At 35.0% G+C, this 24,958-nt stretch carries 16 protein-coding genes and 1 tRNA gene; 6 read left to right on the forward strand and 11 right to left on the reverse strand.

The genetic code is table 11. The annotated features are described in order from the left end of the window. Positions 1-282: 282 nt before the first annotated feature. Both PZ898_RS05765 and PZ898_RS05770 read left to right on the forward strand, forming a co-directional pair. Complete coding sequence (locus PZ898_RS05765; protein ID WP_277695007.1) at positions 283-3,273, forward strand: two-component regulator propeller domain-containing protein; 2,991 nt, start codon at positions 283-285, stop codon at positions 3,271-3,273. Continuing rightward, positions 3,266-3,901: a response regulator transcription factor gene (locus PZ898_RS05770; protein ID WP_216444404.1), complete on the forward strand. Its 636-nt coding sequence runs from the start codon at positions 3,266-3,268 to the stop codon at positions 3,899-3,901. The genes PZ898_RS05765 and PZ898_RS05770 overlap by 8 nt, the downstream gene beginning before the upstream one ends. Before the next feature lie 546 nt (positions 3,902-4,447). Here PZ898_RS05770 and PZ898_RS05775 read toward each other — a convergent pair. From PZ898_RS05775 to PZ898_RS05810, 8 genes are all read right to left on the reverse strand, one after another. Beyond that, positions 4,448-5,431, reverse strand: a complete 984-nt coding sequence (locus tag PZ898_RS05775) for a diguanylate cyclase (protein ID WP_277695009.1) — start codon at positions 5,429-5,431, stop codon at positions 4,448-4,450. A gap of 169 nt (positions 5,432-5,600) precedes the next feature. Then, a complete protein-coding gene (locus PZ898_RS05780; protein WP_062675227.1) occupies positions 5,601-5,927 on the reverse strand; it encodes a hypothetical protein in 327 nt (108 codons plus the stop codon). A 10-nt stretch (positions 5,928-5,937) separates the two neighbouring features. After that, positions 5,938-6,378 carry a transposase gene (locus PZ898_RS05785; RefSeq protein WP_120231551.1) on the reverse strand — a complete coding sequence of 147 codons (441 nt, stop codon included), beginning with the start codon at positions 6,376-6,378 and terminating at the stop codon, positions 5,938-5,940. Positions 6,379-6,499: 121 nt separating this feature from the next. After that, positions 6,500-7,768: a hypothetical protein gene (locus tag PZ898_RS05790; RefSeq protein WP_277695010.1), complete on the reverse strand. Its 1,269-nt coding sequence runs from the start codon at positions 7,766-7,768 to the stop codon at positions 6,500-6,502. A gap of 1,060 nt (positions 7,769-8,828) precedes the next feature. Further along, positions 8,829-8,900 (reverse strand) — tRNA-Arg (locus PZ898_RS05795). Positions 8,901-8,969: 69 nt separating this feature from the next. Continuing rightward, positions 8,970-10,733 (reverse strand): TonB-dependent receptor, encoded by a 1,764-nt coding sequence (locus PZ898_RS05800; protein WP_062675231.1) that lies wholly within the window; start codon positions 10,731-10,733, stop codon positions 8,970-8,972. A gap of 35 nt (positions 10,734-10,768) precedes the next feature. Continuing rightward, positions 10,769-11,260: a hypothetical protein gene (locus PZ898_RS05805; RefSeq protein ID WP_277695011.1), complete on the reverse strand. Its 492-nt coding sequence runs from the start codon at positions 11,258-11,260 to the stop codon at positions 10,769-10,771. A gap of 3 nt (positions 11,261-11,263) precedes the next feature. Beyond that, positions 11,264-14,227: a tetratricopeptide repeat protein gene (locus PZ898_RS05810; protein ID WP_277695012.1), complete on the reverse strand. Its 2,964-nt coding sequence runs from the start codon at positions 14,225-14,227 to the stop codon at positions 11,264-11,266. Between the two features lie 257 nt (positions 14,228-14,484). On the opposite strand from PZ898_RS05810, the gene PZ898_RS05815 reads away from it, so the two are divergent. The 4 genes from PZ898_RS05815 to PZ898_RS05830 all read left to right on the forward strand — a co-directional run bounded on the left by PZ898_RS05815 (position 14,485) and on the right by PZ898_RS05830 (position 21,450). Continuing rightward, a complete protein-coding gene (locus PZ898_RS05815) occupies positions 14,485-16,719 on the forward strand; it encodes a CocE/NonD family hydrolase (RefSeq protein WP_277695013.1) in 2,235 nt (744 codons plus the stop codon). 182 nt (positions 16,720-16,901) lie between these two features. Beyond that, entirely contained in the window at positions 16,902-19,166 is a 2,265-nt protein-coding gene (locus PZ898_RS05820; RefSeq protein ID WP_277695014.1) for a CocE/NonD family hydrolase, read from the forward strand. Between the two features lie 104 nt (positions 19,167-19,270). Then, the gene (locus PZ898_RS05825) at positions 19,271-20,953 is read left to right on the forward strand and encodes an amino acid permease (protein ID WP_277695015.1); all 1,683 of its coding nucleotides are present in this window, start codon (positions 19,271-19,273) and stop codon (positions 20,951-20,953) included. A 158-nt stretch (positions 20,954-21,111) separates the two neighbouring features. Then, entirely contained in the window at positions 21,112-21,450 is a 339-nt protein-coding gene (locus tag PZ898_RS05830; RefSeq protein WP_124536795.1) for a DUF962 domain-containing protein, read from the forward strand. A 334-nt stretch (positions 21,451-21,784) separates the two neighbouring features. On the opposite strand, the gene PZ898_RS05835 is transcribed toward PZ898_RS05830, so the two are convergent. From PZ898_RS05835 to PZ898_RS05845, 3 genes are all read right to left on the reverse strand, one after another. Beyond that, entirely contained in the window at positions 21,785-22,249 is a 465-nt protein-coding gene (locus tag PZ898_RS05835; protein ID WP_277695016.1) for a hypothetical protein, read from the reverse strand. Positions 22,250-22,273: 24 nt separating this feature from the next. Further along, positions 22,274-22,729, reverse strand: coding sequence for a lipocalin family protein (locus PZ898_RS05840; protein ID WP_062675238.1), 456 nt, complete (start codon positions 22,727-22,729; stop codon positions 22,274-22,276). Between the two features lie 120 nt (positions 22,730-22,849). Continuing rightward, positions 22,850-24,871: a hypothetical protein gene (locus tag PZ898_RS05845; protein ID WP_277695017.1), complete on the reverse strand. Its 2,022-nt coding sequence runs from the start codon at positions 24,869-24,871 to the stop codon at positions 22,850-22,852. Positions 24,872-24,958: the final 87 nt, after the last annotated feature.

The following is a 24,958-nucleotide window of genomic DNA, read 5'->3' on the forward strand; positions in this document are numbered from 1 at the left end:
TTCTTTTATCACAAAGAGAAAAAATACTGTTTATCATATCATTATTAACAAAATTCCTTTCAGTACAAATACTTTCTTATTCATTACACAATACAAAGGTTGGCAAGCATTTGATTTACACATCGTGCTCATTCTGACAGCCCTGATAATTAACACAACTATTATTATAAATGTAAAAGCATGTAGTTTTAAAACGATGCTCAACACTTCTGCCGGCTGTTAAAATTTGATAATCTTTAGAATACTAATTCCATGAATACTTTATAATTACAAGTATTAAAAATGTTTTATAAGCAACTTATATTCCTATTTCTTATCAATATACAACTGTACAACAGCCAGCAGCCCGCTTCTATATGGTATGATACAGATAAAGGACTTCCTCAGAACAGTGTAAAAGACGTTACCAAGGATCAATACGGATTTATCTGGATCAGTACAGAAAACGGATTGGTGAGGTATGACGGAAATAATTTTGTCACTTATAATCATCTCAACTTTAAGAATAACAGGTTTACCTCTTTTTTTGGAAATTCAAAGAAAGATACGATTTACAATACAACAGCTTTTGATGAAAATACAGCATTAATATCTAAAAGAAATGTAAGTGTTCTTACTCGTAAATCAGGCTGCCTGCAAAGGGTATTACGTGAAAGCAAATCGAACTTTATTTTTACAAAGAATGCTTTATCAGATCAGTTTGAAAATAAAGATTTCTTTATTTATTTTGATAAAAAAAACTATTATCACTTATTGCATGACGGAACCGTACAGTACAAGGATCATATAATTACAACACTGAAGGACCTGCCTAAAAACTATATTTCAGATACATTTTGTTTTGATCAGACTATTTTTATCATTTCAAGATCATTACAAAAAATAATTAAAATCTCTCCTACCCGAATAACTTATCTGGATGCTCCTGATATTTTCTTTAAAAATGGTATAGAAGTGTACTGGAGTCAGATCAATAACCAATCTTTTATTATCCTGAATCATACACTGTATAAAATAAGCTATGAACGTAATACTTTTAGTTTAAAAAAACTAGCAGATTATGACCTTAATAAAAACTCCCTATCTGCCATCTATCATGATGAAGTAAACAATAAACTCTACCTTGGAACATTATCTGATGGGTTAAATGTAATAAAATTCAACAATTTTCATGTTGCCAACAAATCAGATAAATCCTATGAAAATATTTTTTATTCAATACTTCCTTTTGAAGATGATAAGGTAATCACTTCCTTAGGTGATGTATACAATGAAAACGGATTGGTAAAGCAGTATCATTTTAATACCACAAGCAGCTTTTTTTCCTTGTATGATCATCAACAGAATATTCTTGTTCAGGGAGAATCTGGTTTACTACGCTTTCTTAAGAGGTCTGATTATTCTAAAAAAGAAAACCTCAGTTTCCAAAATGAACCTTCTTATGTATGGAAAGTAAGAAGTTATTTCATGGTAACATTTCACAAACCTACTCTGAAATCTCTCCTTACCTTTTACAGAGGCTCAGATTTTAAAACCCCATTCTTACAATTTTCCTTCCCTAATATTGTAACCACTGTATATCAATATCGGCATGATAAATGGCTGGTAGGAACAAGAGACGCACTGTTTTTAATAGAAGCTCCTACTTTTGTTCCTAAAAAGATATCTGTAGGCTCTTTACATGTAAGAGAAATCACAAAAACAAAAGATGGCAATTTATGGATCATGACCCAGGGAAATGGATTTTTCCTTTATAAGAATAAGGAGCTTATTAAAATGCCCGAAGATAAAAACGACTATCTTCTATTTTCACATACCATTCTGGAAGACCCAAGAGGATTTCTCTGGATCAGCACTAATAACGGACTGTTTCAGGTACTGAAAAACAATCTTCTGCAATATGCCAAAGACAGAAAAACTTTGCCCAACTATTACCGATACAGCAAGGAAGACGGCTTTAATACAAATGAATTTAACGGAGGATGCTCGCCAAGTGCTTCGGTTCTTCAGAATGGAAATTTTGTATTCCCTTCCATTAAAGGTCTGGTATTTTTCGACCCCCAGAAAATAAGAAGTTATTATCCTAAAAACTTTTTTCTGGAACGGGTTGTTTTTTATGATTCAAAAAGCAGTATAGAGGGGCAAAATATTAACCTGGAAAATAATTTTTATAAAGCAACAATTTGGGTAGATGTACCGTATTATGCCAACAGGGCCAATCTGGTAATCGAAGCAAAACTGAAGGGATCTAAGAATGAAAAATGGGAAAGAGTAAATAGTGATGGCAAATACAGTATTTCAAATCTTGCCCCAGGCCACTATCAGCTTATTGTGAGGGTGTTAACTTCTCCGAAGGGAAAATATATTTATAAATCAATTAATATCAATGTAAAACACCTGTTTTATCAGATACTCATCTTTAAGTTTTTTGCTATTCTGTTTATATCTGTCTTTGCATTAAAGCTGATAAAGCTTAGAATAAAAAGACAAATATTAAAAAAGAAGGAACTTGAAGACATCATTGAAACAAGAACCCGGAAATTATCAAAAACAGTCTCAAAATTAGAATATACCAAAGAACAGCTTCGAAAAGAAAGCGTGCAACAGAAAAAACTCCTGGAAACAATCAGTCATGATATTATTACGCCCATCAAATTCTTGTCTATAACTGCCAAAAAGCTGTATGAAACTGATGAGCATGACCGTTATATTCAAAAGAAACATTTTGAAAGTTTCTACAAATCTTCAGTAGAGTTTTACAATTTCGTGAAAACCTTAAAGGAGTATGCAGAAATTTATAATATTTCTGAAAAGAATGAAACTTATAATGTTTATGAAGTTGTAGAAGCCAAAAAAGCACTTTTTGAAGTGGCTGCCAAAGAACAAAATACTCTTATTGTCAGCAATATTAAAGATCCCACTTATTCAAAGATCAATCAGAATGTAGTAGCCGTTATCATCCATAACCTCATAGACAATGCGATTAAAAATACCACCAACGGAATCATCGAACTTTCTACCATTGAGGATGAGAGTATCTTCTTTCTTGAAGTAAGGGATACCGGTAAAGGAATGAGTAAAGAACAGATGACTTATTATGAAAAGCTTCAGGATAATATCGAAAATGAAAAGCTCGTGCTGCAAAAATACAGTTTAGGATTACACCTCATCCTTCAGCTGCTCATGATGATCAATGGTAAAATTGAATTTAAAAATAACATTCCCAATGGAACCATTGTATCTATTAAAATAAAAAAACAAAAATATGACTAGAAAAATTATTATTGCTGATGATCATTTTGTGGTAAGACTAGGAACAACCCTGATTTTGGAATCCCACTACAAAGACGTAAAAATCTCATGTGCAGAATCTTATACAGAACTCACGGATAAATTATATGCCGAAGAATTCGATCTGCTCATCCTGGACATCAATATGCCGGAAAGCAAATATCTAAGCATGATTGGCGAATTAAAAAAAATACAACCCACTCTTAAAATTCTGGTTTTCTCTGTATATGACAATGATATCGCAGTACAGTATATCATTGAAGGTGCCGATGGGTATATCAATAAATTATCAGATGAAAACAATATTCTGGAAGCAGTTCAGCAAATCTTTGAAACCGGAACCTACTACTCTCCTGAGATTGTGAAAAAACTAGTTTCGTCAGCTAAAAAAGATGCCCCAATAAATCCATTGGAAACTTTATCCGAAAGAGAAAAGGAAATATTTGATCTGCTGGTTAAGGGGTATGGGAATATTGAAATATCAAATGAATTAAGCCTCCATCTTTCCACAGTAAGCACTTACAAGGCAAGAATTTACAAAAAACTGAATATTAAAAACACTGTTGATCTTGTCAGGTTAGGAGATCGAAATCAGGTACATAAAAAATAAATTAAAAATTATTGTGTAGTTAACAATTTGCAGGGGTTTTGCTGTTTTGAGATATGTTGTCCTGGTGGTATTTTAAAGTTTAAGAAGAGTTTTTTTGGCTATGAACCCTTCTTAATCACAATAAAAATTGTCAGTCCTATCGTTTAATTACTACAGCTGTGATGATTTTTCAAGTTACCTTATTGTATAGCTTTGCTTTATGAAAAAGAATAATGTAAAAAGATTGGTTTTATTTTTCTTCATCCCCATTGGGATGATAGTAGCAGGGATGTGGTTATTCAAATCCAATCATAAAAGTGTTTCAGCTCATGATCAGGCATCAGCGACAGGCTCTTCCGATAGTAAAGGCAGTCACTTCAAGAAACTATATCTTAATAAGTGAGAAATAAGGTAGTGAAGGATACAACAAACCAAATATAAATCAAGTAGCTTTTTTAGCGATATTGAGTATTATTTGTATTTAAGTGTACAATGAAAGATGGGCAATATGCTTATCTTTCTTTTTTCATTCCATTATGATTTTATAAATTACTGATATATTTCCCACTATAAAGTATCTATCCATTTATAAAGATCTGTATCAGAAGATATTCTGAATGATTTCCTAAGTCTGCTTTTTCTCGTCTGAACTGTCCGCACCGAAATACAATTGTATTCCGCTATATCTTTTGTAGTGAAACCCAGCTTAAGGAGAGCACATAGTTTGAACTCATCTGCTGTAATATCCGGGTTTATCTCAGTAAGGCTATCATATAAGTTGGGAAATGAAGATTTCATTTTGGGTATAAAAGCGATATCATCATTCATGGCAAATTTCACCAGGTTTTCCAAATCTATATCATCTTTTCTGTTGAGCTTTTCACGCATACCCGCCATTATTTTTTCACCATGAAGGACCTTCTGGTATAATTTCAAAATCATAAAGTGCTTTGACAGGATAAAATAGCCAAGAATTCCAAACCATACAAATACATTAATAAAAGTAAAGAATCTCTGATTTTTTGAAAACTCTAAATTTTCCGTTCCTGCAACCCTGAATATCCTAAAATCATAATAATGGCTTATCAGAAAAAGAATAAATGCAGTAGCAAAAACCACGATGATATACTTCGAGTTTTCCTTTGTATTAAAAACAAATAATGAAGTATTAAGAAGCAAAAAATAATATAAAGACAAACCATTTTCGAAGCCTGATGTGGATGAAAAATAAAAAACCAATATCATAGAAAGCTCAATAACAGTAAAGCATATCAAAATATTCTGGCGTGCTTTCGTAAAAAAGAAAAGAAGAAGAAAAATTCCACCGAGCACAAATAATCCTCCAAAAAAAGCTTTGAAGCCAAAAAACAAATCTCTTAATCCACTCAGAAGCAAAACAACTCCGATAGAAAATGCAAACAAATTTAATCTCTGAGCATCAATACGCTTAAGCATGTCCGTATCAGGATCAATATGCAGGTCTTTTATATAATTCAATATTTTACGCAACATTACTAATAAATAATTACTCAAAAGATAATAATTATCCATATAAAAATTAATATTTTTTAATTACTCTTAAAAACAACAAAAAACAAACGATAAGTTTTTAGGTATACAGAAAAGGAGCTCCTTTTCAGACCTCCTATTATTATCTTTTATATCTCTCATAGCTAAAAAGCTAACATATTTTGGGTTGATCTATTGTTATAACACATTTCTAGATTAGAAAATTTTTTCTCCATTTAGTTACTGTGTTACGACTTAATTTAAAGTGAGAGGCAAGCTGGATATTGTTGAGTTTATTTTTTTTCTGATAATCAAGTATTTTAAGTATATCCTTTTTTCTAAATGACCGATGTCTCTGGCTGGCAGCAAAAGCTTCCCTATCCGGAGTTCCAAAAATTTTTTCATTCAGTTCCATAATATCCACAACTGATAAGCTTTCTTTTTGTAATAACCGTTGACAGGAATCTTTTTTTTCCGGAAATTCTTTTACAATGATATCATTATAGATTCTTTTATAATCAGGTATTAATTTTCCCATAAGATGTTTATTATTTATTTTCTTCGTCTTTATACTTCCATATCCATTTATACAGTGTTGTTTTCGGAATTTTATAATGTTCTATTACTTCTGTTTTTGACATTTCTCCCGACTCTATTTGTCTCAGAATAAAATCAATGATTTCTTTCGTATAAATATTTTTACGAAACTGGGGTAAACCTGTTTTTTTGTTCTGTTTATATTCTGTGTTTTTACCTGCTATTGCAGGAGCATATAATATCAGATGTTGTGAATATAGTCTGAAAAAATCATATTCTAATAATTTACTCCATTTCAACAGATTTTCTGTTTCTATGCTTGTAGCCTTGTACATTCTTCTTATTTCCTGCTCTGTACATTTCATAAAGCTACAGATACGGGATAGTTCTATATCACACTCTGCAACTTCTTTTTCAATTAATGGTCCTATTGGAATCTCTTTAAAATTCATTAGTCTGTATTGTTAGAATCGTTGAATTGAGGATATTTTATAAACCGGCAGACAGAATCATCTACCGGATATAATGATTTAAGGAGCATTCATCTGTTCTATTTTATACTCTCATATCAAATCAATAAGCAGACATTCTTTGTGCTGTCATAAAAACACGTCGGATATTATTGCTGGGATCAGTATCATTTAAATTATCTACAGAAACAAAAACGATTATTCTATACCAGATTCCATCAACAATTACATCTACCGTTTCTATCTCCTGAGAATCATCACTGGAACTGGTAGCTGCTACAGGAGTAGAACTGCTGTTCATATTATCTCCCCAGTTAAGATAAATTCCGTTATCCGTTTCCATATAACCTCCGGGTGCTAATAAAACGTTCGAACGGCGGAAGCGGTCTACACTTGATAATGCAGAATACCATACTTTAATATTAGAACTGGAGGCATTTACCAAACGAGGATTGTAGGTAACAGCTCCTGACCCCTGATTGGAACTTGCATTAAAATTAAGGTCTAATTTCAATTTTCCACCTAAAATAGCATCATAAGTTCCGCCAACCTGTGTGCTCAGCAATCCTACATACGTCGCTGGTAATGTATAATTAAAGAACTGATATTCTCCAGGTGCAAGCACTTTCCCAACGCCTACTGTTGCACTACAGCTCTGCCCTCCTATCGAAATGGGAAATGTTGTTGTAGTGGGACTGGATACTGTTGGTGTTCCGGAAACAGTATAGTTTAAAGTACCTGATCCTTGCGCAAAATTACCCTGTGGAAGTGTTGCAGTAAGACCGTTTACAGGTCCTATCGTTTGTGAACCATATACTCCTGCATTGCCTCCTGAATAAGGAATCGACATGGTACCTTGGTAAGGAGTTCCGGCAGTATAGGTAAGTGGGCTTAGTGTTGCGTCAGTACATCTCAAACTGCTTATTGTTCCCGTCTGTAACGAACGGCCGTCCAAAGGTCTCCATTGGGTTCCGTCCCAATAAACATATCCCTTAAAAGTAAAGGTAGCCTGAGTTCCCAGATTATAGACTAATAAACCAAGTGCTGGATTGGGAATTGTAGACGCATCATTATACGCTGTTAGAGCTACTCTTGGACCTAAAAATCCCTTTTGGCTCCCTGATGCAAGCTGGCTTACATTAAGCTCTAAAATAGCAGAAGCGTCGGGAATTGCACCAATGCCTGCAGATCCTGATGTCGTGACAATAAAATCATCAGCTAACTGTGGTGCCGTTGGAACTCCTGTTACTGCATTGTTTTTTCCACCATCGATATTAAATACTCCTTGTGGATTTTGTGTATTAATGCCTACTTGAGCGAAGGATAATGTACCAATTGCCAAGGCAAAAATTGTGTAAAATTTACTTTTCATTTTGTTCAATAATTTGGAAAAAAGGAAAAGAGTCTTATAATTACTCTTTTCCTGAGTTACTATATTTTAAATTTGTGTTTATATTATTTTAGTATAAAATATATTTGAAAGAAGGGGGAGACCGAATTTGCATTCCTATTAGAGAAGCCATTTCCAATTCCTTTAATTTGAGAGATTGTTCTGGATAAATTTTATTTTTGAATGGGACAAGCATCTTATCTTTAGTTCGTAATATGCCCTGATTTTCTTTGAAAGAACTACTGTCTTTGATATTGAGATCATAACCTTTCCCAAAGTATAACTGAGCATACATATTAGAAAAACAACATAGCAAAAGAAGCATACCTGATGCCTTTGCCATAGTGTAACGGATGTTCTTAAAATACATTTTCACCTCATTGGAATTATGTGGTAAAATTGATCTTATTTTAAGTTGAAATAAAGAAATTATATACGCTACAGATACCTCATCAGTATGCTGTAGCATACGACATAGATACCATCAACATCAATAAAACAAATATAAAAAACTGGTTTTCAAACCATTAAAACAGCAAAGTTCATTTTTAATTCTGAATATTTAATACACTCTTAAAGATGATATAAACAACAGAAGTTCTCTTGTCAATTCCTACAATGATCTGACAATACATTACAAAACGTCTAATTCTATATTGAAAATAACCCGTAAAAAAATCCTCAGATCTCTCTGAGGAAAAAAAACTAATAACCATGAAAACTCAAATAAAAATGAGTCTGTTGTATGGTGCAATTTATAATGATATGCTAACAATAACAAAGCAATTCTGTAGATATAAATTACAGTCGTGTAAATTTTGTTTGTCATGTTTCTCAGTAATATTTGATGTGCATAGCGGTTGTTGAAATGGTAAACCTATAACAGACAAAGGAATTAGAGATAACGATGAAATAATAGCAATAAAAATAGTAACAGGCTGGATTACCAAAAGCACCCTAATTCTGAGGGTATCTATATTAAATAGTAAGTAGGGGTTGTGTAGGGCATAATATAAAAAAAGCTCCTAAAAAAGGAGCTTTGTGACCGCAGAAGGATTCGAACCCTCACTGTCGGAGCCGAAATCCGAAGTTCTATCCATTAAACTATGCAGCCGTATTCATAAGTAATGAATGATAAGTAATAAGTAATACCTGATTACTTATCATCATTGCCTTTCATGTTTTAGAAAGTAATTTTCACTCCTCCCAGAATCTGTGCACCCAGGACTTTATATCCTTTGTACGTCTGGTATTTTGAGCTCAGAAGATTATTTCCGAGTGCGAAAATACTGAAATTTTTGTGAATTTTATACTCTGCAGAAAGATTTAAATCAGCATATCCACCTACTTTATCGTTTGTATTCTCCGTAGATTGGTAAATTACATTCGGAGCACCTACTCCTTCAATTGCATAAGAGTTTGTTGTTCTGTCACTTGCAAAGATTCCTTTAAATCCTAACAAGAGCTTTTTGTCAAGCATTGTATATTTTGCCCCGATGCTTGCATTGAATAAAGGAACGTTATAAATATTTTCATAGTTCTTAAGATCATACTTTGTAAACCTTAACTCTCCATCAATAATAAGATTGGCCAATGGGAAATATTGTACACTCCCTTTGATATCACTTACGTTTCCATCATCATACACTGCAGAGAATGTATTGGCAAAATTATATGCAGAACGGTTTACAGATGTATTATCGAAAAGACCGTTGGCCTTGAAGAACATAATATCTCTCATCTTTCCATAACCTGCAGAGAAGTCGTATTTCAACGTTTCATCAATATCTCCTCTCAATCCTACATAAAAATGATATTTCGTCTCCGTTGGCTTTAAAAACTGGTCAGAAAGGATGAATGGATTCGTCTGCAACATATCTCCATAGGTATTCAGCTTCAGACCTCCGTCTACCCCTCCGTAGAATTTAAATTCTTTGGCAGCTGCAAACTGGAACTCCGCCTGCGGGAACCAATACGTTTTATTGTTTTTCTGCTGAGAAACCAGTTCTGCTGAATTTTTAGCATTCAGGAAAGAGAATGAAGATCCTAACATCAAATAAGAATCTCCTTTGCTGAATGTTACTTTCGGGGTCAGGCTGGTATTGAAGAAGTTGGAAGAGTTTTTATCTCTGATGGCAAAATCTGTCTTCACAGCATCCAATCCTACTCCCAAATCTGCATTCAGGTTGATTCCTGATTTTCCTAATTCAACAGCATGCTTGGAGAAGTTTGCAAGAATGGAAACCTGGTTTTCCGAAGCATCAAAATGATCTTTCAGGAATGATGATTTTACCCTTACATCATTTAAGATTTCATTGGAATAAAAATCATAGTACCCGTTTACTTTAAACTGATTTACTTTTTGTTTCAGATCAAGCTCTCCTGTAGGCTGCATGGCGTAGATTCCATAGTAATTATAGCTGTCTAAACCATATTCAGCGTTAAGGTTAAACTTCCCCTTTTCTCCGTAAGAGTTTAAGAAAGCTCCGATATTAGCAGAAGTCTGCCCGGATTTCCAGTCATAATCTTTTTTAAGACCATTCGTAGACAAAACATGAACATCAGCTCCTACTTCAAGCTTATTTTCAAGGGTTTTTGAAACGTTTCCGTCTACCAGAACTTTTCCATAATTACCCATTCCAAACTGGAAATAGTTATTCTGAGCGGTTCCGTCAAATTTCGGTGCGACATCTTCTCCCTGAATGGTTGAAGTTTTAAAATCTGAAACAGCAGGAACATCCGTGATGGTATACTTCACAGGAGTCTGCGATTTCTCTTCCGGCGGATAATTCTTGATGGTTTCCACAGAAGTTTTTTTCTTCTCGATCTTCTTCACTTCCGGCTCTCTTTTTTTGTTAAGAACCAGCTTTTCCTCCTTGATCTGGGAAAACGCCACCGACGAGAACCCTAAAAATAATATGGATAATAATTGAATTTTCTTGTTCATATTTTCTTTATTTGAAAAAAATATATAACGGGCTTTTATTTATTGGAAGCAATATAACTGCCTAATAAAGCTTTCCCCGACTGTTTTGAAAAAGTTCTCCCCAGTCTGAATATATTAAACAGCCAAAGGCTTTGATAAACTTGTAATTTGTATTGATAATTTTTTGTTGCACTATTCTCAGCTACATCATAACTGTAAACAATATCATAAGGAAATGCTGAAGGCAGTAACCCGACTGTAATCATACTTCCAATCATTGGGTTTCCACAAGGAGGAGTATAGGTTTTCATCGGATGCAGTGTTATCTTAGATACATTGGTACTGTCTTCTACAATTTCATAAATATCAGAATGTTTTAAAATCTCAAATTCTTTCTTAAGATCCTTATTCACTACAAAAGCCTTTTGTTTTTGGAAGTCAGCTTTTACGTGGTTATACTCTTTTGGATAGGCACTGTACGAAGGAATGCAGCTCCAGAGTGAAGCAGAAATTAAAAAAGAATATATGGTAATTTTAAAAACCTTCATGTACTATTTCTTAATCTGTTTTTTAACTTCTTTTGCTTCTGCAACAATTTGAGGGAAGTCCTTATAGTTTGCAATGATCTGATCACAGGTATAGCTTGCCTGGTAGTTATCTTTCAGGCCGATATAGTTTTTAGCCATCAATACCAACGCTTTTGCTCCCCAGAATTCTTCTGAAGCATAGTTGTTGGCAAGCTTAAAGATCGTCTCATTAGAAGACTTGAAAGCTTTTCCTTTGTTCTGATAATAGGCTTTTGCATATAAAGCTTCTGCAGCTACCGAAGTATTGGATGATTTTTCAAGAGAAGAATAGGCAGTCTGTGCATCTTTATCTTTTCCTGAGTTCATCAGACTTCTTGCTTTGATCACTTTCGCAGTTTCAATAACGGCTGCCGAGTTTTTAGAATTAGCAATCACTGCATTGGCTAATTTTTCCGCTTCAGAGAAATTATTTTCTTCTGCATACAGTTTCATCAATTCCACATTCGCATAGTTTTTAATGCTGATGTTGGAAGAATTTTTAATGCCTTCAAGGTACTTTTTAGCTTCTGTAGTATTCCCCTGTGCAAGGAAGATCTGAGCTAAACGAGTTTGTGCATCATCCTGATAATCATTCTGAATTCCAGCAACTTCCTGAAGAACAAGTAAAGCTTTAGTTGAATTATTAGTCTGATAATAACTTTCTCCTAATTCGTACTTAGCCTGGTACAATCCTTCACCTGTAGGATTCTGTGTCAGATACTTTTCGTAGTAAGAAATTGCATTCTTATAATCTTTCTTCGCGAACAGCTGCTTCCCTGTAGATAAATTGATCTCATCAATTTCAGCAGCATCTACATTTACCCCAACATTTCTAGCGAAAGTCTCATAACCTGAAACGTCTCCGTTTTTCGTAAAGATAGGTTTTGCAGCCTGAACTACTTTCTGAGCATAGGCCGTATTTTTATACTGCTCACCCAGAGATTTCAGTTCAGAAAGAGCTTTATCATTCTGATTCTGGTCTATATAATTTTGTGCTCTGTAAATAGATGCATTAGCAATCAGATCTTTGTCAGAAGAACCTTTGATTACTTTTCCGAAATAATCATTGGAGTTGGCAAAATCATCCTGAGCAGCGTAGGCTGTTCCTATTTCGTATTGAGCATCATCATAATATTCGGAATCCGGATATTTTGATAAAAGATTTTTAAGATTGTTAATCTTCGCCTGTGTATCTCCTTTGAATCCCAGAGCCATTGCTTTTTGATACAAAGTATAATCCGTAGCATCTTCATTTTTATCATAGATAGCAATGGCTTCGTTCAGATCATTGTTGGCATAATGGATATCTGCTAGACGAAGTTCTGCATCATTTTTAAATTCCGGTTTCGGATTGGCAAGATATTGTTTGAAATAAGTAGCCGCCTGATCAAATTTCTTAGATTTAAAATAGGCATATCCCAAATCATAAGGCAGCTGCTGTTTTTCAGGGAAGTTTTCCGTAAGAAGCTTTTCATAACGTACAATGGCAGAAGGATAATTTCCTTTTTGGTAATACACCTGTGCCAGCCAGTACAAAGCTCTGCTGTTGAATTCTTTATTAATATTAAAACCAAGACTTCTTAAGAAATATTTCTCAGCTTCGTCATAGTTTCCTTTGTTGAATTCCTCCGTTCCTAATAGATAAGAAACCTCCTGGTCTACTTTGTTGATCTCAGGAGTTGAACTCTGTAATCTGTCAATTGCATTCAGCGTTTCTTTATAGTTTCCGGAATACAGATAAGATTTCACCAATAATGACCTCATTTCTGCGGCATTGGCTCCGTTCTGATTTTCGTTGATATAACTTTGAATTACCGCCGAAGGACTTTCAAACGGGTTACCGATATCGTAACTTAATTTAGCGTACTGCTCATGAGCCAGTTTTTTCACTTTCGCATCATAATCCATCTGATAAGAAGAACGGAATGCAGAAAGAGCCTCCTGTTTTTTATCTACGGCCAGATAAGCATTTCCTAACTGGTAATAAGCATTTTGAGCTAAAGCAGAATTACTGTTCAGAAGCTGGTTGTAATAAGAAACCGCTTCATCATATTTCTTCAGCTGTGCAGCCACAAATCCCATCTCATACAAATCGTTTTCAGATGGATTCTGCTGTACACTCAGATAATCTTTTAAATGCGGATAGGCAGAAGTGTAATCATTCTTCATGAAATAACTCTCCCCAATGATCTTATGAACTTCTGCTTTATAAGAATCTGAAATATTTTCGTTTAACAAAGCATTTCCTTCTGTAATAGCCTGATCGTAGTTCTTATCATTGTAATACATCTGTACATAATAAGGACGTACCAGTTTGGAGAACTTATCCTGATCCTTTATCGAATCAAAATACTGGAAAGCTTTATCATTCTGTCTGTTGCTGTAATACAAATGCCCAAGCATATAAGCAATATCACCTTTTTGGGACTGATCTGCTGATTTATAAGCTTCTTCAAGGGCATCAGTAGCTCCCTTGGAATCACCCGTCATGAATTTTGCATATCCAAGCTTCAGAATATACTCGGTATTCTCCTCTTTCGAAAGCTGATACTGGTTTACTTTTTTCAAAGTCTCCAGCGCTTTATCGAAATCTTTTTTTGCTAAATAGTAATCTGCCAGTGGAAGATTAGCCTGAGCAAAATAAGCAGAATTAGGATATTCTTTCATGAAAGCCGTTAACCCTTCTTCAGCATGATTTTTCTGAAGAATCACACCGATCACATTATCAAAAAACTGGGCGCCTTCCTTTTTCGAACGGGACAAATTCTGATTGTAGAAATATTGTCTTGCATATTCGTACTGGGAAGCGTTGTATATTTTGGTCTGATAAAGATTTTCGGCTAGATTGAACCTGTAATTTTCTTTCTGGGTAAAATATTGGGACTGTTGAGCATCGGAGATTCCGAAATAGATGACCGCAGCCGCTAAAAGTATTTTTTTTGATTTCATTCTTCTTGATATAAGAAAATTAGTCTAAATAAGTTAACGAAAATATTAAAAACTTATTGTTTAAGCAAGTTTTAACAGTGTTAATGACAGTTAATTCTTATTTGATAACAATGTAAATTTTCTCACCATCCAATGATAAAATTTACTACTTTCGTTTGATAAAATATAAACAATTTTAATAAACAGTTATCAAAAACATATTTTAATTTGATACTTTTTCAACAGCAGCTAAAAACATACCATAAACACACCATCTCATGAAATTTAAGATTCTTTTAGCATTAATTTTTGTAAACCTCCTGCAGGCACAAAAGTTTTATTTTCCAAAGACAGCTGTAAATGACTCTGTTATATTGGAAAAACAGATTCCAGGACTTGCGCAACAAGTGATTCCCCTCCTTCAGTCTGCAAAGTATAAACCTGAAAATACGGTTGACCTTATGGATAATCTTTTCCGCTTGCAGCTGGTGGCTCATGATTATAAAAATTCATTGGCCTCCCTTTTCGAAAACCGTAAGCTCTTTGCGGATCACAATATGGGAGACTACAGATACATCGGATTTGAACTATATGCCCTTGCAAAAATGGAGCAAGAAGAAAACAATACCTCATTTTCCAATGCCCTTCAAAAAGTATTTAATCAAAAATACGAAAGCCTTCCGGAAAAACTGATTCCAAGACTGGAACTCGCTCTTAACGGAGATGTGAACGCATCCAGAAAACTGTTGAAGAATTTCCTTGATAAACAAAAAGATAAGGACAGCATCGATTACAAAACGGCACTGGCTCTATGTAAAAATTATCTGAATTATAAAACCTACTCCAGCATCAAACCTCAGGTCATGCAGCTACTGGCTTCAAAAGACAAGGAAAGATTCATTATTGAAACGAAAGATCTTAAGATCAATGGAAATACCTTATCAGTCACTATTGTTCGCAGAAAGGAATACACATCTCCACTTCCTGTTATTTTAACCAATAATATCTATGCTGGTCCCATTGATGGTTTCTTTGGAAAGAGAGCCGCTACATACAATTACGTAGGGGTTGTTGTGAATACGAGAGGCAAGAGAAACAGCAATGATGTAAACAATCCTTTTGAGCATGAATCGCAAGATATTTATGAAGTGATAGACTGGGTCAGCAAACAGCCCTGGTGCAACGGGAAAGTAGGAATGATCGGAGGAAGCTATTTAGGCTTCAGCCAATGGGCAGCTGTAAAAAAATTGCATCCGGCATTAAAGACGATTGTTCCTCAGGTTGCCGTAGGAATCGGGATTGATTATCCGGCTCAGAATAATATCTTTATGAGCTATATGCTGCAGTGGATACAATATGTGACCAATAACAAATTTACAGATGAAGCTGATTTTGCCAATGCTGTAAAATGGGATTCAATTTATACAAAGTGGTACAAGAGCGGGAAAGCATTCAGGTCTTTAGACACAATAAGTGGTAAACCAAGCAAAATATTCCAACGATGGCTGGATCACCCGGGATATGATGGATACTGGCAGAAAATGGTTCCTTACAAGGAGGATTTTTCTAAAATCAACATTCCTATTCTGACTACAACGGGATATTATGATGATGATCAGATTGGTGCGCTGTATTATTTTAAACAGCATCATCTGTATAATAAAAATGCGAACCATTATCTGGTCATAGGTCCTTATAATCATGGAGGAGCCCAAAGTTTCGGATTTACTTACGTGAATGGAAACCCTATTGATCCTGTGGCGAGAATAAGTATTGATGATCTTGCATTCTCATGGTTTGACTATATTCTTAAAGGCGGTAAAAAACCAGAAATTTTAAAAGACAGAATCAATTTTCAGGTAATGAACACCAATACATGGAAGCATGTAGCCGATCTTGATAAAATGCATAATTCGTCTTTGAAATTCTACCTTCAGGACAAAAAAAACACATCTTCTGTATTTAATAAGCCTGAAACCAAAAATTTCACAACACAAATTGTTGATCTTAACAGAGACCAGAAAGACACTTATTATAAAGTCAGTAAAAAAGACAGCATAAAAATGACAAATTCTGTCGCTTTTGAAAGTGAAGTTCTTGATAAGGATATCATCATGAGTGGAAACCTTTCCGGAGTCTTCAATGTTTCTATCAATAAAAGAGATTTTGATACGGATACTTCCTTATATCAAATTCAACCGGATGGAAAGTCTTCGTTACTCTCCACTCACATTGTGAGGGCCAGCTATTCGAAGAACAATGAAAAACGACAGCTTCTTGAACCGAATAAAATGGAACAAATCCCGATTAACAATTCCTATTTCATGAGTAAAAAGATAGAGAAAGGAAGCAAACTTCTTTTATTGGTCGGAGTGAATAAAAGCCCTAACTGGCAGATCAATTATGGTTCCGGTAAAGATGTAAGTGATGAAACAGTAAAGGATTCCGGTAAACCCATGGAGATAAAATGGTACAATGACAGCTATGTGGAAATTCCTGTTTATAAAGACTAAAAACCTTTTCTAAACACATTTCAGCGGGCTTTATGCAATAAAAAATAATAAGATCATTTCATTCTTTACTGATAAAAATTCTTAATTTAGCCCGCTAAAAAAAATAACCAATTGAGCAATACGATGATTAAGAACATTTTTTGATGTGATACTTTTCATCACCAGCTCAAAAAATACCATTAATGAAATTTAAGATACTCTTAGCATTATTTTTTGTCAATATAATGCAGGCACAGAAGTTTTACTTTCCGAAAGCAGCAACAACAGATTCTGTGATTTTGGAAAAACAAATTCCCGAACTTGCTTTAAAGGTGATTACTGAATATCAGTCTCCTAAGAACAAACCGAAGTATATACTCACGTTTTTAGATAATCTGTTCCGTTTACAACTTGCGGCAAAGGATTACAAAAATTCCATTACAAGTTTAACCGATTACCGTAAGGAATATGCAGATCATAATATGGCAGGGAACAAATATCTTGCTCATGAAATCTACAGTATAGCCAGGCTGATTGAAAAGGATAAAAATATTCCGTTTCCAGATGCTCTTCAAGCGGCCTTTACTACAAGATATGAAAGTTTATCCGAGCCACTGACTGCCAAAGTAGGACCCACCCTGGATATTGATTCAGATGTAAGGGATCATAAAAAAAGGTTGAAAACAGTACTTGACAAACAAAAAGATAAGGATAGTATTGACTATGCTTCCGCTCTGGCTTTATGTAAAAACTATGTCAATTATAAGACCTATTCCAGCATCAAACCCCAGATTATGCAGCTTTTTAAAGTAAAGGAGCAGGAGAAATTCATCATCGAATCCAAAATCCTTACTTTAAAAAAAGGAACAAAACTCACCATTACAATTGTACGAAAAAAAGAAAACACGTCTCCTCTTCCCGTTATACTTACCAATAATATTTATGCCGGAGAATTTGTAGATGCAGGGATGGGGAAAAGAGCAGCTGTTTACAATTATGTAGGAGCTGTCGTTAATACTCGTGGAAAGAGAGACAGCAATGACCCCAATCATCCATTTGAAGATGAAGCGCAGGATCTTTATGAAGTCATAGACTGGGTAAGCAAGCAACCGTGGAGCAATGGTAAAGTAGGAATGATAGGCGGAAGTTATTTAGGATTCAGCCAATGGGCAGCTGCCAAAAAACTGCACCCGGCTTTGAAAACCATTGTGCCTCAGGTTTCGGTAGGAATCGGAATAGATTATCCTTCTCAGAATAATGTCTTCAAGGGCTATATGCTCCAGTGGATTCAGTATGTCACCAATAATAAGCTGACCGATGAAGCAAGCTTCAATAATGATACAAAATGGGACTCTATCAATACAGCATGGTATAAAAGCGGCAGATCATTCAGAGCCCTTGATTCTTTAAGCGGGAAACCCAATACAATATTCCAACGATGGCTGGATCATCCCGGTTATGATAAATACTGGCAAAACATGGTCCCTTACAAAAAAGAATTTGCCAAAATAAACATTCCTGTTTTAACGACTACAGGCTATTATGATGCTGATCAGATCGGAGCATTGTATTATTATAAAGAACATCACAAATACAACAAAAATCCTAACCATTATTTAGTGATAGGACCTTATGATCATGCAGCAGCTCAAAGCTATGGAAATAATTATGTTTATGTTTTCGGTTATGGGAATCTACTCATAGATCCTGTAGCCAGAATAAGTATTGATAAACTTGCTTTTTCATGGTTCGATTATATTCTGAAGGATGGCAAAAAACCGGACCTTCTGAAAGATAAAGTCAATTTTCAGATCATGAACAGTAATACATGGAAACATGTTCCTACTCTTGATAAAATGCACTCATCTTCTCTCAAATTTTATCTTCAGGACCGTAAAAACGGTTCTTCAGTTTTTGAGAAACCCGGAACTGAACAATTTACCCAACAGACGGTTGACTTTAAAGACAGAAATCCGAAATATCTTTATCATACAGTAAGCAAACAGGATAGTGTGTATGTAACCAATTCTATTTATTTTGAAAGTGAAATTCTGGAAAAGGATATTACAATAAGCGGAAATTTATCCGGAATATTCAACGTTTCCATCAACAAAAAGGATTTTGATCCCAAAACCCTATTATATCAGGTACAGCCTGATGGTAAGATATTTTTACTGTCTACACATCTTACCCGAGCCAGCTATGCAAAAAACAATTCCAAACGTCATCTGCTTAAACCTGGCAAAAAGGAGCAGATCCCAATCAAAAATTCATTTTTCATCAGCAAAAAAATAGAAAAAGGAAGTAAACTGGTCTTATTGGTAGGAGTTAATAAAAATAAGAACTGGCAGGTCAATTATGGCACAGGAAAAAATGTAAGTGATGAAACTATAAAAGATGCAGGTGAGCCTTTGGAAATAAAATGGTACAACGACAGTTATGTGGAAATTCCCATTTATAAAGAGTAAATTCTTTTGTTTGCGCATTTTTCCCCAAATGTTTTTAACAACTGTTAACATCAAAATAAAAAATCATTACATTTGCTTTTTTTCAAATCAAATATAGTTATTGAATGAGTCAACTTTTTAGAAGAAAAATCTATTCAGATACAGATACATCAACAGGGCTTTTAAGAGTCTTAGGGGTATGGGACATTGTATTTTTTGGTATTGCGGCCATTATTGGAGCTGGGAGTTTCAGCAGTTTGGGAGAAGCCGTTTTCAGAGGCGGTCCCGGTGTAATACTACTCTATTTGATTTGTGGCTTTGCCTGTGGGTTTACCGCTTTATGCTACGCTGAATTTGCCAGCAGAATTCCTACGGCAGGTTCTGCCTACACATATGCTTATGCCAGTTTTGGGGAATTGATTGCATGGGTTATCGGCTGGGCTCTGATCATGGAATATTCTTTCGGGAATATTTACGTAGCTTTTTCCTGGTCAGATTATTTCACCAGTTTCTTAGGACGTCTCGGAATGCATATCCCTGATTATCTTACCTGCAGCTATACCGAAGCCAGAAAAGCCGTTCAATATGGTTCAGAAAACAAGGAACTCTTAAATGCATGGAAGACCGCTCCATTAATCGGAAGTTTGAAATTCATTGTAGATATTCCGGCATTGGTTATTAACGGTTTGATTACATGGCTTTGTTATGTAGGAGTAAAAGAAAGTAAAAACTTCAATAACTCTCTGGTTATCTTGAAACTTGGAGTAATTATATTGGTTATACTGGTTGGTTTTGCGTATATCAATACTGAAAACTGGACTCCGGTAAGTCCTACAACGGGAACACCATCCTTTATGCCAAATGGCTTTGCAGGGGTAATGAGTGCAGTTTCCGGAGTATTCTTCGCCTATATCGGATTTGATGCTTTAAGTGTTCTTTCTGAAGAGACTAAAGACCCACAAAAGACTTTACCAAAAGGAATGATCATCTCTCTTGTGCTGTGTACTGTGATCTATATTGCTTTGACATTGGTCTTAACAGGAATGGTAGATTACAAAAAATTTGATGGTGTGGGAGATCCGCTTTCATTTATATTTGAAAAGACGAATGCCAATGTAGCCTGGATGGAGCTTGTAGTTTCCTTCGTTGCAATTGTTGCCATTACCACTGTATTATTGGTTTTCCAGATGGGACAGCCAAGAATCTGGTATGCCATGAGCCGTGACGGACTGATGCCTGCAAGATTTCAAAAAGTACATCCCAAGTATAAAACACCATCATACGCAACCATCGTTACTGGGATTGTGGTAGGTATTCCTATCCTGTTTACAGATAAAACTTTTATTCTTGACTTTACCAGTATCGGAACTATTTTCGCTTTTGTACTGGTATGTGCCGGAGTATTAATGCTTCCAGCTAAAGAGAAAATTAAAGGCAGATTCCACCTTCCTTATGTGAACGGAAAAATCATTTTCCCTGTTATTTTCATTGGTGGTTTACTGGCTTTCTACCAGTGGCAGCCTGAATTTTTTGATAATCTGATGAACTGGTCAGACCCTAATGAAGGAGAATTCAGAGCTTCTATTTTCTTCTTTATTATTATCAACCTTATCCTATGTGTTGTAGCTTTCATCAAGAATTTATCATTAATTCCACTAATTGGATTAAGTTCATGTCTTTACCTTCTTACAGGAATGAGCCATGAGAACTGGTTCTGGTTCGGAATGTGGTTCCTGATTGGTATGGTAATTTATTTCTGCTACGGATACAAGAACAGTAAGCTTGGAAAAGAGTTAAAAGACAGCTAAATAAGCATTTAATAAAATTGCGGAAAGGCAAAATAGCAAAGAGGTTACACCTGATGGAAAGACCTGATTTGTTATTTTGTCTTTTTCTTTTTCAGGCTCTTTTAAAAATCGGCAGCATTATTGCTTTGACTTCAACAGAATCAACAAACTAGATCACCATGGCCGAAAGAATCAAAACATACAGAGAGTTTTATCAGTTTTATCTTACTGAGCATAGTAAAACAGGAACCCGCATTTTCCATTTTATCGGAACATTTCTCGTGTTTTTCGTAATATGGTATGTCATCAGTTCCGGAAAAGAAAGATTTCTATGGTATATTCCAATTGTAGGCTACGGATTTGCCTGGTTCAGTCATGCTGTGATCGAGAGAAATAAGCCGGCTACTTTTAAATATCCTTTATGGTCTTTAATCTCGGACTTCAGACTGTTTTTTGAGCTGCTGATCGGTAAGCAGAAATTCTTTACGTCCAATAACCAGCCTCAAAATCAGGAATAGCCTTTAGTTTCTTTTCTTTCTTAATTTTGAAGACGCAAGAGCATTTCGACTTAGCACAATGTGAGATTTTCAGCAAATGATGATATTATTTTTCTCGCAGATTGTGGAGATTTCGCAGATTTTTTTAATAATATCTGCCTAGTTTTCAAGAGCTGTAGAGGATATTAAAGTTTAGATTCCTTGCTTTGCCCGGAATGACAAAACAGAGTTTTGAAATTTTATCGGAGATAAAATCTTTGCGCCTTAAAAGCATTCCTTCTAATAATACTTGCGTCTTTGCGTTTTCCGACCTTTACTTTTAGATTGAGATTGCTTCACCTTCGGTTCGCAATGACTATATGTTGGTAGAATTCTGTTTATTCTGAGGGAGTTTCTTCCCAATCAGATAACCCAATGAAGGCAGAATGCATGATAATACAACCGGAACTATCAAAGCCAGACCTGATCCGTCAAGGATAATCGTTAAAGGAAAAAGATATCCGTTATAAACAAGCAGTGCCAATGTAAAAAGAAAACTGTCACTATTACCTGTAGAAAGAATATTAAAATCGCTTCCAAACTGATCAAACAAACCGGAGCAAACGAATAAGAAGACATTCACAAAAAACATCCATAGGACGGTTCTGTAGATCATCCCTTTTTTTGCATTCAGATATCCGGCGAAGATCAGAAATAAAGATAAAATTCCGGAAACGGCATAATCCAGTACTGAAACATCAACTTCACTACCCATTCTTCCAAAGAAATACATGGCATACAATACCAGATTTCCGAGATAGATGACCGTTACATAATTCATACCTTAAAAATTTTGTGTTTACGGTTAATATTGTTTTTCAAGTATGTCGTAATGAACCGTGTTTACTATCTTCTCTGCAAGGATGTCTCCATCTACTTTTTTCCGTTCAGGAATATAGCTTGAAAAGGTTATCGTATGATCTTTATTGATTGTTACTTCCACTTCTTCAAGGATATTTTTATCATCTACATAAAACTGGATCCTGTTTTCTACAACTCTCCAGAAAGAAAGTCTTGGTTCAGATGGACTGCAGTCACCCGACTTCCCTTCTACATAATTATAAATGGCGAAACCATCTTCCCTGATCGCATAATTTCTCATCAGGCGGCAGTTATCGAACTCTTTTATCACTTTCTTTTTACCTTCATAAAATCCGGCTTCCTTCAGTTTCCAGAATCCTGTAACGTTTTCTTTGGTTAATTTTTGGGCACTGACCAAAGAAAAGGCCATACAGGAAGCAAGAAAAAATATCTTAGACATAATGAATTTGTGTTTTTTGATTGTAAACCAATATAATAGTGAGTAAAGAATTACGGCGGGAGGCTTCGCCGCCCGCCGTAATTCTAAACCTTAAACCTTAAACTTTGAACTTAAAGGATTCTATTTAAACTTCTTCTTAAAGCTAAATTTAAGCATATTCATGAGTCCCGGTTCAATGATATCAATTCCCAGTCCGAAATTACTGTCAGCAACAGTATGATGATCTGTTCGGAATTGTTCAAACTCGCTTTGCGGAATTTCAATATTGATCAGAGGATTGTATTCAATGTACACACTTGCCCCATTTTTGTTTACTTTTTTTCGACTTTTATAATCAAAATATGGGTTGGATATTGTACTTTCCTGGACTGTATATTTTTCTTCAACATCAATTTTCTGATCCGTCTGTAAATTGATTTCATATTTCTCACTGTCGAAATTATGCCAGAAAGGTAAATCTTTGTGGATAAAATCTCTTGCACTCGCCTTCACTACATTTCGGTCAAAGTACATTAGAAAACGGTTTTTCTGCGGATCCACAAAATAAGGATTTTCAATGGTTGCGGTATACTGGATCTTAACTTCATTCAGTCTTTTATCATCACTGACTACATCAATAGCAGCATCTGTGAATACGTTTCGGACATCCGTACCATTGCGGTCACCTGAATAATTAAGCGCATAGAAAAGAAAGCTGTTCCAGCTGTCTATGATTTCTCTTTTATTGGTACTTTTAAAATACCTTCTCATAGCATTGGCTCTGTTTCCTTTATAAGTCGTTGACAGAGTAAGCTTTCCTGTATTGCCCTGTGCATTTAAATCAACTCTTTCATCAATGCAGAAGTAAGGGAATTTATAAGATTTTCTTACCTGAAGCTCCTGATCTTTCTTAACTTCCAGATAATGCATAAAATAGATAAAGCCTCTGTTTTCAATCAATCCGAATTCATCACGAATGGTTGCATCAATGAAATATTCTTCACCTTTATAATTCACTTTTACGACAACATGATTGAAACTTAACAGGGACGGCAGATAGTATTTAATATAATAATCCGTATTAAAATTAACCAGCACTACAGAGGCGTCTACTCCTATATAATCAAGAATTACTTTCAATAAAACCGATTTTGCCTTACAATCACCCTGTTTATTTTCATAGGTTACTGACGGCTCCTGTGGTTTATGTCCATTCATTTCATCTGCATTGAAGACGTAATAAATATGATTTTGTACATATTCTATGGCAAACTGCAGTTTTTCATCCTGATCAGCAATGGCATCCAGTTTTTCAACCAGGTTGGGAGCAAAATCCTTTAAAGAAGATTTGTTGAAAATCTCCTCATAGAACGGTACAATATAGTTGGAAAGATCTTTCCAGTTGCTTTCTGTAGCAAAATCTACATAAGGGAAAATTTCACGGCCTGAATCTACAGGGTTGATATAATTCTCTTCTTCAATGACAAATCTGTCTCCTTTTTTCAGATAACTGATTTCCGGCTCAAGAACATTGCCCTGTTCATCTCTGAAAAATGTTTTTTTGTAAGCAATAGTCTCTTCACGCTCATTGATAAACGTGAATTTAAAACTGCCATAAGCCCAATAGTTATCCGGACTTACCCAGACATATTTTGAGAACTCCTTTCTAAGAAAATCGCGGTCTGTAAATTCTTTGATTCTTGAATCTTCTAAAATCAGAACATCATACAGCCTGAGATCTTTAATGGTAATATTGATTTTTTTATTACTGCTTAGAACCCCTCCACTGCTTTGGTTTTCACTGTCAAGAACCTTTATTTTTGTGTCCGGAATCTTATCGATCAGCACTCCATCCCTTAACACACTGATCCTGTGAATCTGGTAAACTTCATTTTCCTCAACAATCACATCAGAAACAGAAGCCCTTTCCAGGTTTCCCGGTTCGTTCAGAGTATAAGCTATGCATACGTACTCACTGTTTTCAGTATTGCTTGTATAGTATTTTTTGTCTAAAAAATAGCAGTAATCGCGACCTTCATCAATTTGTCTTCTGGCAAATTCGGAGTCTTTGATTCGGTTTTTTATTTCCTCATCCCCGATATTTCCTGCCCACATTTCAGGTTTTTGAATCCTGTAATTTTCAACTTGCATTTGATTATCCATATTTATTATAAGAATTATATTTTGGTTAGTGTTTAAGAAATTCAAATTAAACAATTAAAAAAGTAAAAAACAATAGCAGAAGTACTA

The sequence above is a fragment of the Chryseobacterium sp. WX genome (assembly GCF_029542485.1).
GTDB classification, from domain to species: Bacteria; Bacteroidota; Bacteroidia; order Flavobacteriales; family Weeksellaceae; genus Chryseobacterium; species Chryseobacterium cucumeris.

Excerpts from the sequence above, each read along its gene's own strand:
- PZ898_RS05810 (WP_277695012.1), bottom strand. The coding sequence starts at position 14,227 with ATGAAATCAAAAAAAATACTTTTAGCGGCTGCGGTCATCTATTTCGGA.
- PZ898_RS05775 (WP_277695009.1), bottom strand. The coding sequence starts at position 5,431 with ATGGATAATTATTATCTTTTGAGTAATTATTTATTAGTAATGTTGCGT.
- PZ898_RS05835 (WP_277695016.1), bottom strand. The coding sequence starts at position 22,249 with ATGAATTATGTAACGGTCATCTATCTCGGAAATCTGGTATTGTATGCC.
- PZ898_RS05825 (WP_277695015.1), top strand. The coding sequence starts at position 19,271 with ATGAGTCAACTTTTTAGAAGAAAAATCTATTCAGATACAGATACATCA.
- PZ898_RS05830 (WP_124536795.1), top strand. The coding sequence starts at position 21,112 with ATGGCCGAAAGAATCAAAACATACAGAGAGTTTTATCAGTTTTATCTT.
- PZ898_RS05790 (WP_277695010.1), bottom strand. The coding sequence starts at position 7,768 with ATGAAAAGTAAATTTTACACAATTTTTGCCTTGGCAATTGGTACATTA.
- PZ898_RS05840 (WP_062675238.1), bottom strand. The coding sequence starts at position 22,729 with ATGTCTAAGATATTTTTTCTTGCTTCCTGTATGGCCTTTTCTTTGGTC.
- PZ898_RS05780 (WP_062675227.1), bottom strand. The coding sequence starts at position 5,927 with ATGGGAAAATTAATACCTGATTATAAAAGAATCTATAATGATATCATT.
- PZ898_RS05800 (WP_062675231.1), bottom strand. The coding sequence starts at position 10,733 with ATGAACAAGAAAATTCAATTATTATCCATATTATTTTTAGGGTTCTCG.
- PZ898_RS05845 (WP_277695017.1), bottom strand. The coding sequence starts at position 24,871 with ATGGATAATCAAATGCAAGTTGAAAATTACAGGATTCAAAAACCTGAA.
- PZ898_RS05820 (WP_277695014.1), top strand. The coding sequence starts at position 16,902 with ATGAAATTTAAGATACTCTTAGCATTATTTTTTGTCAATATAATGCAG.
- PZ898_RS05785 (WP_120231551.1), bottom strand. The coding sequence starts at position 6,378 with ATGAATTTTAAAGAGATTCCAATAGGACCATTAATTGAAAAAGAAGTT.
- PZ898_RS05765 (WP_277695007.1), top strand. The coding sequence starts at position 283 with ATGTTTTATAAGCAACTTATATTCCTATTTCTTATCAATATACAACTG.
- PZ898_RS05815 (WP_277695013.1), top strand. The coding sequence starts at position 14,485 with ATGAAATTTAAGATTCTTTTAGCATTAATTTTTGTAAACCTCCTGCAG.
- PZ898_RS05770 (WP_216444404.1), top strand. The coding sequence starts at position 3,266 with ATGACTAGAAAAATTATTATTGCTGATGATCATTTTGTGGTAAGACTA.
- PZ898_RS05805 (WP_277695011.1), bottom strand. The coding sequence starts at position 11,260 with ATGAAGGTTTTTAAAATTACCATATATTCTTTTTTAATTTCTGCTTCA.